At 58.4% G+C, this 13,440-nt stretch carries 11 protein-coding genes and 1 tRNA gene; 7 read left to right on the top strand and 5 right to left on the bottom strand.

What is annotated here, in order from left to right; translation table 11 throughout:
- Positions 1-92: 92 nt before the first annotated feature.
- A complete protein-coding gene (gene mtfA, locus ACOTXC_RS06305) occupies positions 93-890 on the top strand; it encodes a DgsA anti-repressor MtfA (protein WP_022648578.1) in 798 nt (265 codons plus the stop codon).
- On the opposite strand, the gene ACOTXC_RS06310 is transcribed toward mtfA, so the two are convergent.
- Positions 887-2,095, bottom strand: coding sequence for an MFS transporter (locus ACOTXC_RS06310; protein ID WP_022648579.1), 1,209 nt, complete (start codon positions 2,093-2,095; stop codon positions 887-889). The two genes, mtfA and ACOTXC_RS06310, sit on opposite strands and share 4 nt — an antisense overlap.
- A gap of 138 nt (positions 2,096-2,233) precedes the next feature.
- On the opposite strand from ACOTXC_RS06310, the gene ACOTXC_RS06315 reads away from it, so the two are divergent.
- The 6 genes from ACOTXC_RS06315 to ACOTXC_RS06340 all read left to right on the top strand — a co-directional run bounded on the left by ACOTXC_RS06315 (position 2,234) and on the right by ACOTXC_RS06340 (position 10,443).
- Positions 2,234-3,976 (top strand): IucA/IucC family protein, encoded by a 1,743-nt coding sequence (locus ACOTXC_RS06315; RefSeq protein WP_421767497.1) that lies wholly within the window; start codon positions 2,234-2,236, stop codon positions 3,974-3,976.
- Positions 3,976-4,923: a GNAT family N-acetyltransferase gene (locus ACOTXC_RS06320; protein WP_171932829.1), complete on the top strand. Its 948-nt coding sequence runs from the start codon at positions 3,976-3,978 to the stop codon at positions 4,921-4,923. The genes ACOTXC_RS06315 and ACOTXC_RS06320 overlap by 1 nt, the downstream gene beginning before the upstream one ends.
- A complete protein-coding gene (iucC, locus tag ACOTXC_RS06325; RefSeq protein WP_421767498.1) occupies positions 4,920-6,662 on the top strand; it encodes an aerobactin synthase IucC in 1,743 nt (580 codons plus the stop codon). Before ACOTXC_RS06320 ends, iucC begins: the two co-directional genes overlap by 4 nt.
- Positions 6,659-7,984 carry a lysine N(6)-hydroxylase/L-ornithine N(5)-oxygenase family protein gene (locus tag ACOTXC_RS06330; protein WP_023306541.1) on the top strand — a complete coding sequence of 442 codons (1,326 nt, stop codon included), beginning with the start codon at positions 6,659-6,661 and terminating at the stop codon, positions 7,982-7,984. Before iucC ends, ACOTXC_RS06330 begins: the two co-directional genes overlap by 4 nt.
- 26 nt (positions 7,985-8,010) lie before the next feature.
- Positions 8,011-10,200 carry a TonB-dependent siderophore receptor gene (locus tag ACOTXC_RS06335; protein ID WP_038416341.1) on the top strand — a complete coding sequence of 730 codons (2,190 nt, stop codon included), beginning with the start codon at positions 8,011-8,013 and terminating at the stop codon, positions 10,198-10,200.
- A 167-nt stretch (positions 10,201-10,367) separates the two neighbouring features.
- Positions 10,368-10,443, top strand: a tRNA-Asn gene (locus tag ACOTXC_RS06340).
- A 45-nt stretch (positions 10,444-10,488) separates the two neighbouring features.
- Here ACOTXC_RS06340 and ACOTXC_RS06345 read toward each other — a convergent pair.
- The 4 genes from ACOTXC_RS06345 to nac form a co-directional block, all read right to left on the bottom strand.
- A complete protein-coding gene (locus ACOTXC_RS06345) occupies positions 10,489-10,791 on the bottom strand; it encodes a helix-turn-helix domain-containing protein (RefSeq protein WP_017383313.1) in 303 nt (100 codons plus the stop codon).
- Between the two features lie 4 nt (positions 10,792-10,795).
- Positions 10,796-11,149 (bottom strand): type II toxin-antitoxin system RelE/ParE family toxin, encoded by a 354-nt coding sequence (locus tag ACOTXC_RS06350; RefSeq protein ID WP_421767499.1) that lies wholly within the window; start codon positions 11,147-11,149, stop codon positions 10,796-10,798.
- Positions 11,150-11,334: 185 nt separating this feature from the next.
- A complete protein-coding gene (gene cbl / locus ACOTXC_RS06355) occupies positions 11,335-12,285 on the bottom strand; it encodes an HTH-type transcriptional regulator Cbl (RefSeq protein WP_421767500.1) in 951 nt (316 codons plus the stop codon).
- A gap of 96 nt (positions 12,286-12,381) precedes the next feature.
- A complete protein-coding gene (gene nac, locus ACOTXC_RS06360) occupies positions 12,382-13,299 on the bottom strand; it encodes a nitrogen assimilation transcriptional regulator NAC (protein WP_022648585.1) in 918 nt (305 codons plus the stop codon).
- Positions 13,300-13,440 lie beyond the last annotated feature (141 nt).

Genomic DNA, 13,440 nt, shown 5'->3' on the forward strand with positions numbered 1-13,440 from the left:
AGAGGAGTGTCATACTGCTTAACAGAGTATGTTGGCATGCTAACAGCCCCTGACCTTTCCATTTTGTTCACGTGCGAGTAACGAGCAAAGCGATGATTAAGTGGCCCTGGAAAACGAACGAAGCTGGTCGAAATATGGCGCTGCCCTGGGATGAGGCTCTGGCGATCCCCGTGCTGGCTAATCTCTTGCCTGAAGAGCAATCAAAGCTGATTCAGCTGGCCGAGCGTTTCTTACAGCAAAAACGGCTTGTGCCGCTACAGGGCTTCGAACTGGATCCGCTTAAAAATTCGCGCATCGCCCTGCTCTTCTGCTTGCCGGTACTGGAGCTGGGTATCGAATGGCTGGATGGCTTCCACGAAGTGCTGATCTACCCGGCGCCGTTTATCGTCGATGATGAGTGGGAGGATGACATCGGGCTGGTGCACAACCAGCGTATGGTGCAGTCCGGGCAGAGCTGGCAGCAAGGGCCGATCATCCTCAACTGGCTGGATATTCAGGACTCGTTCGATGCCTCGGGCTTCAACCTGATCATTCACGAAGTAGCGCATAAGCTGGATACCCGCAACGGCGATCGCGCCAGCGGCGTGCCGCTGATCCCGCTGCGTGAAGTCGCGGGATGGGAGCACGACCTGCACGCGGCGATGGAAAACATTCAGGATGAGATAGACCTGGTGGGTGAAAGCGCGGCCAGCATTGATGCCTATGCCGCGACCGATCCCGCCGAGTGCTTCGCGGTGCTGTCCGAGTATTTCTTTAGCGCACCTGAGCTTTTCGCCCCACGCTTCCCGGCGCTGTGGCAGCGTTTCTGCCAGTTTTACCAGCAGGATCCGCTCCAGCGTCTGCGGCAAAGTGAGGACGCAGCCAGCACCTCCTCTCATCCGTTCCACTAATGTTCAGCAGGGGTACGATCGGTCGATCGTACCCACACGCTCACCGCGAGAAACAGCAGCGCCATTCCCCATGCGGCAGTAATCAAAAACTGCTCACCGTAAAAGCGCGTCACCACGGGTACCAGCAGCGCACTGGCCCCGTACCCCAGCGTATGGCTGGTGGCGATCACCCCTGCCCCTTTGCCCGTCGTCAGCCGATCGTTGAGCAAAAGCTGGTATCCCGGCGTGGCCATGGCGGCACCCAGCGAGGTGATGACAATGCCCACGTAGAACAGGGCTAAACTGGCGAGACACATCAGCCCAAGCCCCGCCACCATCAAGACCGCGGCAATTAAGAGTAAAACCCTCGGGCTAAAATGCTGCGGGCGTACCACCAGAAACTGCGCCGCCAGGGTCGCCAGCGCGGCCAGGCTCAGCAGCAGGGCGACATGATGGCTGATTTGCACGGCATCGCCATTAAATAACGGATGAAGATGCGGCGATAAACCAAGCTGCATCAGGCTGACCAGCGCCGCCAGCAGCAGCGCCAGCAGCAGGAAAGGCATCATAGAGGCCTGTAACCGCGTCGACTGGTGCGCCACCGGCGGCAGCGGGGGATCGGCGGCTTCGCGCAGCACCAGAAGCAGCGCGATAAACGGCGCCAGCGCCATCAGCCAGAGCGGTGCGACCGGGCTGACGCTGAGCATCAGCGCGGCCAGAGGCGGTCCCAGCAGACGCCCGCAGCTAAGGCCAGAGCTTATCGTTGCCAGCGCCGCCATCCTTTTATCCAGCCCCGCGCGTTGAATGGCCCACGTCTGGGCCGCAGGCACCAGCCCCGATACCGTCAGGCCGTACAGCATGCGCGACAGAACCAGGCCCGCCATTCCCCAGAGGGCATTCAGCGCGCCGTTGGCCATCGCCCAGACCACCAGCGCCATCAGGACGAAGCTCGCCAGATAGCCGCCTAACGAGGCCAGCATCACGACCTTACAGCCGTGCCGCTCGCTCTGGCGTCCCCACCAGGGCGATGCGGGTAAAAAGAGCATCGAGCCGAACATCAGCAGCCCGGCCCAGACGGAGAGCGACAGTCCGGTCAGGGAGACCAGCTGCGGCAGCATGACCAGCAAACCGTTTTGTCCGATACCCAATAAACCGGCGCCCAGTGCAAGGGGCCAGTTTGCCTTCGGGGCCATATTGTCTGTGATGTTCTCAGTACAGGTGCGCATAGAATTGTGAAGATAATGTCAATAAATGTGTGGAAATTATGAAGTTTATGAAAACAAATATTGCAAAAATAGTTGCGGCTGTAAACAGAATGAATATCATAACGAGAATTATTATCAGTCATGGAATGAGGTACATCTATGCGTGCTCTGCCCCGCTCCGCCGGTACAGATGTTGCGGCCCAGTGTTTTTTGAACGCGCTGCTGCGCGAAACGAAGGACTGGCACTATCTTCCCGCAACCCGTGCGGATGAGTTATCGCAGATACATATCCCGCTCTCCCCAACCCAGGCCATCCGGGTTCCGGTACGCTATTTCTCCCCCACGCAGCATCACCAGTATTGTTTCCCGGCCACGCTGATTCAGGCTGACAGCGACGGCGGTGACACGGTCACATTCCATCAACTGATTGATTTCATTCTTGAAAAAGAGACAGTAAAAGGCGCTCTGGACGCCGATACGCTGGCCCGCTTTAAGCAGCGCGTCCTGGAGAGCCATACGCACACCTGGCAGGCCATTGATTTACGCCACAACTGGGCAAACCTGCGCGATAAGCCGCTGACCTTTGCCGAAGCGGAACAGGCGCTGCTGGTCGGCCATGCTTTTCATCCTGCCCCAAAATCGCACGAGCCGTTTAACGAGGCCGAGGCGCGCCGCTATCTGCCGGATTTCGCCTCGCGCTTCCCGCTGCGCTGGTTTGCGGTTGAGCATGAACTGATTGCCGGGGACAGTCTGAACGTCTCCCTGCGTGAACGTCTGCTGCGCTTCGCGGCCCAGAGTGCGCCGGATCTTCTCGGCCACTTCACCGACACCCGCTGGCTGCTGCCGATGCATCCGTGGCAGGCTGCCTATTTGCTGGAGCAGCCGTGGTGCCAGCGTCTGGTTGAAAAAGGCACCCTGCGGGATCTTGGCGAGGCGGGCGCACAGTGGCTGCCTACCAGCTCTTCCCGCTCGCTGTACAGCGAAACCAATAGCGACATGATTAAGTTTTCCCTCAGCGTGCGGCTGACCAACTCCGTGCGCACGCTGTCGGTCAAAGAAGTTAAGCGCGGCATGCGCCTGGCGCGGCTGGCGAAAACGGCACGCTGGCAGGAACTCCAGGCGCGCTACCCGACCATGCGCGTGATGCAGGAAGACGGCTGGGCCGGGCTGCGCGATGAAAGCGGCGTCATTCAGGAAGAGAGCCTGATGGCCCTGCGCGTCAACCTGCTGTTTGATACGCCAGATACCCAAACCAACGTGCTGGTGAGCCTGACCCAGGCGGCACCGGACGGCGGCGACAGCCTGCTGGCGGCAGCGGTGCGCCGTCTGAGCCAGCGTCTGGATCTCCCGCTCGCCCAGGCCGCCCGCTGCTGGCTGGACGCCTACTGCGACCGTGTATTGCTTCCGCTGTTCAGCGCCGAGGCGGACTACGGTCTGGTCCTGCTGGCCCACCAGCAAAATATCCTCGTTGAGATGCAGCAGGATTTCCCCGTTGGGCTGATCTACCGCGATTGTCAGGGCAGCGCCTGGACCGAAGGGGCCGACGCGTGGCTGAAAGAGGCAGGCGAAACCGAGGTGGAAAACCGCTTCGGTGAGAGCCAGCTGCTGCGCTACTTCCCTTATTACCTGCTGCTGAACTCTACCCTTGCCGTCACCGCCGCGCTCGCCGCTGCCGGCTTCGACAGCGAAGAGAACCTGATGCCCCGCGTGCGTGACGCGCTGGCCAAACTGCGCATGACGGCGAAGCAGACCCGCTGCCTTGATTATGTGCTCGACAGCCCGACCTGGAACTGCAAAGGCAACTTCTTCTGCTACCTGCACGATCGCAACGAAAACACCATCGTCGATCCGGCGGTGATCTATTTCGACTTTAGCAACCCGTTTTATAAGGAGAAGGCGTGATGGCAAACGCGAACATCGTCCATTCCGGCTACGGCTTTCGCTGTACGGCCATGGAACAAAACCTGCCGCTGACGCTGGGTCTTGACGGCAGCGCGGTCCTTGCGCGTCTGGCCGGGCTCCCGGACGGCTGGCTGGTGGACGCCCTCGACCAGCTGTTTGTAGCCTCCCCCGCCCTGACCGGCATTACCCTGCCGTGGGCCGCCTGGCAGGATGAACCTCAGGCGCAGGCGCTGTTTAGCCTCGCAAACGGGGATTATCTGGCGCGCGAAATTTTCTGGCAGCTGCCGCTGTGGCTGAAAGGCGAACGTCCGCAGGCGAGCGGCGGAATGCAGTTTGATGAAAGCCGTCAGCTGTACTTCCCGCTGCGCCCTCATCGTCCGCAGGGCGAAGTGTATCGCCGTTACGATCCGCAGATTAAGCGCACCCTGAGCTTTCGCGTGGCGGACGTGGCGCTGGACGGCGAGCGTTTTACCCGCTGGATGAACACCCCACGCGTGAACGCCTTCTGGGAGATGGCGGGCCCGCAGGCCGAGCAGGAAAACTACCTGCGCCGTCAGCTCGACTCGACCTATTGTTACCCGGTGATCGGCTGTTTTGACGACCAGCCGTTCGGCTATTTTGAACTCTACTGGGCGGCGGAAGACCGCATTGGCCGCCACTACCGCTGGCAGCCGTTTGACCGCGGGCTACATATGCTGGTGGGCGAAGAGAACTGGCGCGGGGCGCAGTATATCCGCAGCTGGCTGCGTGGCCTCAGCCACTATCTGTATCTCGATGAACCGCGTACGGCGCGCATTGTGGCGGAACCGCGCTTCGACAACCAGCGTCTGTTCCGCCATCTGGCGTCTGCCGGTTTCGACACGGTGAAAGAGTTCGACTTCCCGCACAAACGCTCCCGTCTCATCATGAGCGAGCGTCACCGCTTCTTCCATGAGGTGGAACTGTGAACGCGCTCTGGCAGAAAGTGAACCGCGAGATGGTGGCGAAGATCCTCGCTGAACTGGAATATGAACGCACCCTGCGCGCCGAGCCGGTTTCGGCGGACTACTGGCGCATCAGTATGGGCAACGCGACCTGGCAGTTTAGCGCCACGCGTGGGATCTGGGGCTGGCTGCATATTGATCCTGATACCCTGACCACCGCCAGCGGCGCGGCGGTCGAAGCGGAAAACGCGCTGCTGCAACTGGCCACCGTGCTGGAGATGAGCGACGCGCAAACGGCGGAGCACATGGAAGATCTCTACGCCACGCTGCGGGGCGACATGCAGCTGTTGCAGGCGCGTGACACGCTGGATGCCGATGCGCTGATCCACCTCGACCCGGACGAACTACAGTGCCTGATGCGCGGTCACCCGAAGTTTATTTTTAACAAGGGACGCCGCGGCTGGGGGCTGGATGCCCTGCGCCTTTACGCGCCGGAATATCGCGGGCGTTTTCGTCTGCACTGGGTCGCCGTGCAACGCGATCGTCTGGTCTGGAGCAGTGACGCCGATTGCGATATCAACACCCTGCTCGCCAGCGCCATGGATGATGCCGAGCGCAACCGATTCGACGCCCGATGGCAGGAACTGGATCTGGACGACAGCTGGCTGCCGGTGCCGCTGCATCCGTGGCAGTGGCAGCAAAAAATTGCCATTCATTTCCTGGCACAGCTCGCGCGCGGTGAGATGGTGGAGCTGGGAGAGTTCGGCGATGAGTATCTGGCGCAGCAGTCCCTGCGCACGCTGACCAACGCCAGCCGTCGCGCGCCGTATGACATCAAGCTGCCGCTGACCATCTACAACACTTCCTGCTACCGCGGTATTCCGGGCAAGTATATTGCCGCCGGTCCGCTGGCCTCGCGCTGGCTACAGCAGCAGTTCGCCAGCGATGCCACGCTGATTCACTCCGGGGCGCAGGTGCTTGGCGAACCCGCAGCCGGATATCTGTCGCATCCGGGTTATGCCGCATTGCCTGAGGCGCCGTACCGCTATCAGGAGATGCTGGGGGTGATCTGGCGCGAGAACCCATCCTGCTATTTACAGGATGGCGAACAGGCGGTGCTGATGGCCGCGCTGATGGAAACCGATAACGACGGGCGCCCGCTGATTGACGCATGGATCAAACGCTCGGGGTTAACCGCTGACGCATGGCTGGAAAAGCTGTTTGAGGCGACGGTGATCCCCTTCTATCACCTGCTCTGCCGCTACGGGGTGGCGCTCATCGCCCACGGCCAGAACGTCACGCTGGTGATGAAAGATTACGTCCCACAGCGCATTCTGCTGAAGGATTTCCAGGGCGACATGCGCCTGGTGGACGAGGATTTCCCGCAGGCGCAGAGCCTGCCGGAGCAGGTAAAAGCCGTCACCGCACGCCTCAGTGCGGATTACATCATCCACGACCTGCAAACCGGCAACTTTGTCACGGTGCTGCGCTTTATTTCCCGTCTCACCCTGCAAACTGGCGTGAGCGAAACCCGCTTCTATCAGATCCTGGCGCAGGTATTACGTCGCTATATGGCCGCCCATCCGGATCTTGCGGCGCGCTTCGCGAAGTTCGACCTGTTTAAGCCGCAGATTATTCGCGTGATCCTCAACCCGGTCAAACTGACCTTCTCTGAACACGATGGCGGCAACCGCATGCTGCCGAACTACGTCTGCGATCTTGATAACCCTCTTTTTCTGGTCTCCCAGGAGTCAGCGCAATGAAAACCTATGATTTCATCGGCATTGGTATCGGTCCGTTCAACCTCAGTATTGCCGCGCTGGCAGAGGGGCTGGACGGTTTTAGCTCGCTGTTTCTTGAACGCAAGCCGCACTTCTCCTGGCACCCGGGAATGATGGTACCGGACTGCCATATGCAGACCAGCTTCCTGAAGGATCTGGTCAGCGCCGTGGAGCCAACCAACCGCCACAGCTTCCTGAACTACCTGGTACAGCGCAAAAAGTTCTACCGTTTCCTCACTACCGAGCAGCGCACCGTCTCGCGCGAGGAGTTTGCCGACTACCTGTGCTGGGCGGCGGATAACCTGACTAATCTGGCCTTCAGCCAGCAGGTGCAGCAGGTCAGCTTTGATGAGCAAAACGGTCTGTTTGAGGTCGTGACCCAGCGGGATCGCTTCCTGGCGCGCCACGTCTGCGTGGGGATTGGGAAGCAGATCAATCTGCCAGACTGCGTCACCGCGCAGGACGACACCTGCTTCCATGCCAGCGAAATGATGCTGCGCACGCCGGATTTAGCAGGCAAGCGCGTCACCGTCGTCGGCGGCGGCCAGAGCGGTGCGGATCTGTTTTTGAATATCTTCCGTGGGGAATGGGGCCAGCCGCTGAGCCTCAACTGGATCTCGCGTCGCAACAACTACAACGCGCTGGATGAAGCCGCGTTTGCTAACGAGTATTTCACGCCGGAGTATGTGGACAGCTTCTCCACCCTCGGTGACGACGCCCGTCGCCAGATGTTGCAGGAGCAGAAGATGACCTCCGACGGGATCACCACGGAGTCGCTGCTGGCCATCTATCGTGCCATGTATCACCGCTTCGAAGTGCTGCGGGAAAAACCCTGGGCGCACCTGATGCCGTCCCGCTCGGTGACGGCGCTGACGCGCCAGGAGAACGGGCAGCGCCTCAGCATCCAGCATCACCTGGACGGCGGGCGCGAACAGCTGGAGAGCGATGTGGTGATTTTCGCCACCGGCTACCGCGCCGTGCAGCCCGCGTTTCTCGCCCCGCTCTCTTCCCGACTGCGTCTGGATGAGGATGAAGCCTTCTGCATCAACAACGATTTTACCCTTGAATGGGACGGCCCGCAGAGCAACCGCCTGTTTGCCGTCAATGCCGGGATGCACCGTCTCGGTATTGCCGAACCCCAGCTCAGCCTGATGGCCTGGCGCGCGGCGCGAATTCTGAATCGCGCTCACGATGACGAGCCGTTTGAACTGGCAACCACCCCCGGCGTGATCCACTGGCGGAGCACCACCAGCCCGGAGAGCAGCCAGGTTTTTAAATCATTAATGAAGACCACCGAGTACTGACACACACATTCAGGATCAACATAACAATGAAACGTTCTCATCTTTGGGTTTTAAATCCGTGCTTGCTTGCCATGCTTTCTACCTCTGCGTGGGCGGAAGAACAAAAGGAAGAAGATATTGTGGTTTCTGCCAGCCGGGCACATCGCAGCGTGGCAGAGATGGCGCAAACCACCTGGGTTATAGAGCGGGCGGAAATTGAGCAGCAGGTTCAGGGCGGGAAAGAGATTAAAGAGGTGCTGGCCCAGCTGATCCCCGGCATGGACGTCAGCAGCCAGGGACGTACCAACTACGGCATGAACCTGCGCGGTCGCTCGATGATGGTGATGGTGGACGGCGTGCGTCTGAACTCGTCCCGCAGCGACAGCCGCCAGCTCGACTCTATCGATCCGTTCAACATTGACCGTATCGAAGTCATTTCCGGCGCCACCTCGCTGTACGGCGGCGGCAGTACCGGCGGTCTGGTGAACATCGTCACCAAAAAAGGCCAGCCGGAGACCGAAGTGGAGTTCCAGACCGGGGCAAAAAGCGGGTTTAACAGCCATAACGACCATGATGAGAACGTCTCAGCAGCCGTGAGCGGCGGCAACGACAACGCCTCTGGACGTCTGTCGGTCTCCTATCAGCGCTACGGCGGCTGGTATGACGGCAACGGCGACGAGGTGATTATCGATAACACCCAGACCGGCTTACAGTATTCCGACCGTATCGACGTGATGGGAACGGGCACCATTAACATCGACGATCATCAGCAGCTCCAGTTAACCACCCAGTACTACAAGAGCGAATCCGACGGCAAGCACGGCCTGTTCCTCGGAGAGAATTTCGCTGCGGTCACGGGCGATGCCAAAGCCTATAACAAAGACAACCTGAACTCTGACCGTATCCCGGGCACAGAGCGTCACCTGATCAACCTGCAGTACTCGAACACCGACTTCTGGGGGCAGGATCTGGTTGCGCAGATTTACTACCGTGATGAGAGCCTGACCTACTACCCGTTCCCGACGCTGAGCAAAGGCGCGGTGACCAGCATTGGCGCGTCCCAGCAGAAAACCGATTTTTACGGCGGCAAGCTGACGCTGAACAGCAAGCCGATGGATGACCTGACCCTCACCTGGGGTGTGGATGCCGATCACGAAACGTTCGACGCCAACCAGCAGTTCTTCGACTTAAGCAAAGCGGCGGCGAGCGGCGGCATGGAGCTGGACAACGCCTACAACGTGGGCCGTTACCCGGGATACAGCATTACCAACCTCGCGCCGTTCCTGCAAGCCAGCTATGACATTGACGCTATCACCCTGAGCGGCGGCGTGCGCTACCAGTACACCGAAAACAAGGTGGACGATTTTGTCGGTTACGCCCAGCAGCAGGCAATCGCCACGGGCAAAGCCACCTCCGCTGACGCGGTGCCGGGCGGGAAAACCGACTACAACAACTTCCTGTTTAACGCCGGGATCCTTGGACGTCTGACCGAACAGCAACAGCTGTGGTTTAACTTCTCCCAGGGCTTCGAAATTCCGGACCTGGCGAAGTACTACGGCTCCGGCACCTATCAGCTGGTCGATGGTCACTATCGCCTGCAAAACAGCGTGAACGTGAACGACTCAACGCTGGACGGTATTAAGGTCAATGCTTACGAGCTGGGCTGGCGCTTCACCGGCGATAACCTGCGTACCCAGGTGGCGGCCTACTACTCGCTCTCGGATAAAACCATCACCATCAACAAGAGCGACATGACCATCAACCTGGAAGACGACAAACGTCGTATCTATGGGATTGAAGGCCAGGTGGATTATTTCTTCACCGACAGCGACTGGAGCACCGGGGCGAACTTTAACGCCATCAAGTCCGAAACGCGTGAAAACGGGAAATGGGAGAAGCTGACGGTCGACAGCGCCAGCCCGTCGAAAGCCAGCGCATGGGTGAACTGGGCGCCGGGCGACTGGGCCCTGCGCGTGCAGAGCACACAAACCTTCGACGTGTCTGACGCCGACGGTAAGAAGATTGATGGCTATAACACCGTTGATTTCCTGGGTAGCTACGCCCTGCCGGTGGGCAAAGTCAGCTTCAGCGTGGAGAACCTGCTGGACAAAGACTACACCACCGCCTGGGGCCAGCGCGCACCGGGGCTGTATAGTCCAACCTACGGTGCACCGGGTCTTTATACTTATAAAGGCCGTGGACGTACGTTTGGTCTGAACTACTCCGTTCTGTTCTGATCCTGCGCGCCGCCTGTCTGCGGGCGGCGCGATTTGCTGTGCAATTTGAAAGCAAATTTGCTATTAAATCATCGGTTTGCTGAAATTGTCGGCAAACGAACAAAAACGGTGTTTTCCCCTTTGACAAGGCGCACGCAGGTCGATAATATGCGCCTCGTTCACACGATTCCTCTGTAGTTCAGTCGGTAGAACGGCGGACTGTTAATCCGTATGTCACTGGTTCGAGTCCAGTCAGAGGAGCCAAATTTGAAAAGCCTGCTTTTAAAGCAGGCTTTTTGCTTTTGTGGGTTACAACACAAACTCGTAATGAGAACCATCGGGCAGTTCTACATCCAGCCGTAGCTTCCCTCCGGCGGCCTCAACGTAGCGTTTCAAAGAAGAAAGCTTAATATCGCGTCCTGCCTTTTCCATGACGGCGACAGTAGGTTGTTTAATACCCAACGCCCTGGCCATATCTACCTGCGTTTTTTGCACTTTTTCACGTAACTCGGCCAGATGGATATTGAGCAAAATATCCGTTGCCATTGCCTGTGCGCTGGCAACAACCTCAGGTTTTTCATCTGCAATAAGCTGCTCCAGGGTTCTGCCCATCGCGTTAATTCCTCTCTTTTAATGTGTTCAGCCAGCGAGTGTATTCCCGATCCGCAACGAGGAGCATCTCATCGTAAAATCGCCTTTCATTACCGACCTTATTGCCCGCACACAGTACAATACCCGTACGGTTCGGATCGAAAGCGAAAAATGCCCTCAGCGGATCACCCTTACTCTGGATACGCAACTCTTTCATGTTGCTGTGGCGGGAGCCTTTCAGCGTATCGGAATACGGTCTGGACAGACCCGGTCCCTTCTCCCGCAAAACAAGTAGCGCAGCCAGTACACTGGCTCTCTCGCTATCGTTTAATGAGGTGAACCCGTTGTCAAACCTGTCCGTAGTTTTAATCGCCCACACGGGACCTCCTTGTGCAACATAGATCAAAAACTATATAGATGCAAAACTATAGTGCCGATTATGCAGACAGATTGGCTGGTATGCAGGTTAAGGATGCAAAATATGGAAGCCGTCTTCAGAAATAAAGGAGAAACAGGGTGAAGGGGGAATACAAGCCCGGAAAGCGCAACCGGGCAGACGCGTAGTTAAATCTGATAATCAATCGCCACCTCTTCCGGCTCCATCACCTGGCGTTTGATCTCATCCACGGACAGCCCTGCATTGCACAACTCGATAAACCGCCACACGTAGTTGCGCTGAAGCTGCCCGCGCTTTAGCCCCAGCCAGACGGTATTCGCGTCGAAAAGATGACGCGTATCCAGGCGCACCAGATTTCCGGCTTCATATTCTCCGCCAGACTGCTCGGCCACCAGGCCAATCCCCAGCCCTAACTCGACGTAGGTTTTGATCACGTCGGAATCCTGCGCGCTCAGCACCACGTCCGGTGTGAGACCTTTACGCTTGAACGCTTCATCAATGCGCGAGCGTCCGGTAATGCCCTGCCGGTAGGTAATCAGCGGCCATTTGACGATCTCTTCCAGCGTCAACGGCGAAACCTGATTCAGGGGGTGATCGGCGGGTAACAGCAGGCTGTGATGCCAGCGGAACCACGGGAACGCCACCAGCAGCGGGTCGTTGCTCAGCCGTTCACTGGCGATACCAATATCTGCCCCACCGTTATGCAGCAGCACTTCGATTTCCTGCGGCGTGCCCTGGATCAGTTCCAGACGTACGTCCGGGAAGATCTCACGAAATGCTTTGATAACGGTCGGAAGACTGTAGCGCGCCTGCGTATGGGTGGTGGCGATTGCCAGCACACCTGACGCGTCGTTGGTAAAGAGATCTGCCAGCCGACGAACGTTGCTGGCCTCGTTGAGAATGCGCTCAGCGATGGTCAGCAATGCCTTGCCTGGCTCCGTCATGCCCAGCAGGCGCTTGCCGCGACGGATAAAAATCTCAATGCCTAACTCCTCCTCAAGCTCGCGGATATGTCGGCTGACGCCTGACTGGGAGGTGTAAAGCATGTTGGCGACCTCGGTCAGGTTGTAATCCCGCCTGGCCGCCTCACGAATAATTTTAAGTTGCTGGAAATTCACAATTCACTCCGGCGCATCTGACATAAGGCTATTGTTAGAGTCAGCCGGGCTGGAGAACAAATAATAAAAACCAGCATCTTATGCTTATTTGGAATATCAGCTGACCAGTTGCAGCTCGCGATTTTCCAGCGACGGCTTACTGACCAGAGACATCAGGATCTCTTTCACCGCCTGCGCCTGCGGTGACAGGGAGCCGCGCGCGGACATATTCAACGACAGCGGTAAGCTCATGGATGGCGTGGTGATGCGGGCCATCCAGCCATTCGCCGCGCTGCACAGTGAACGTGCGGCAGACTCGGGCAGTACCGTTACCCCCATGCCGCTGGCAATGGCGGCAGTCAGCGTGGAGATGGAATCAATCTCCCCGATAATCTTCGCCGTCAGACGGCGCAGCGAGAACGCTTCGTCAACGCGAACACGCACGGCGCTGTAGTCGCGCGGCAGGAACAGGTTCATCTCTGCCACGGCGGTTAAATCAATGCTCTGGCCGGGGCAATCACGGGTCCCGACCAGATAAAGATCTTCCTTCAGCAGCGGCTGGCTGGTGATCCCGGCAACCGGTGAGCGATCGTACAGCACCGCCATATCCAGCTGACCGTTGAGCAGTTTGTCATTGAGCACGGAACCACTGTTCTCATGCAGATAAACCAGCACTTCCGGTAGCTCCGCGCGCACCGCCTGAAGCAGCGGCATGGTTACCGACGATGCGGCCGTTCCCGGCGCCAGGCCGATGGAGACATTCCCGCTCAGGGTCTGACCTACGTTGTGCACGGCCAGCTGCGCCTGTTCGCACTGACGCAGGATCGTACGGGCATGGGTATATAAAATTTTTCCCGCTTCGGTAGGCGTTACGCCGCGCTTGGTGCGGATCAACAGTTGCTGGTCCATTTCGCCTTCCAGAGTCGCGACCTGCTGGCTCAGCGCAGGCTGCGCGATATGCAGCACTTCAGCCGCCTGGGTCAGGCTGCCGATATCGACGATTTTTACGAAGTATTTCAGTCGTCTTAAGTTCATGTTGCCCCCTGTTCGAAAATAGCGTGCCGGTAACGGCTGTGTTGTTAAACAGGTTTTGCAATATGGATGCCAGGTTTTGGCAGCGAATAAATATCTTTGCTAAGCGGCTGAAAATAAGGAAAGCCAATCGCTGGTGCCTGT

Origin of the sequence: Enterobacter cloacae complex sp. IR5428 (assembly GCF_049238585.1) — a bacterium.
In the GTDB taxonomy this organism is placed as follows: domain Bacteria; phylum Pseudomonadota; class Gammaproteobacteria; order Enterobacterales; family Enterobacteriaceae; genus Enterobacter; species Enterobacter intestinihominis.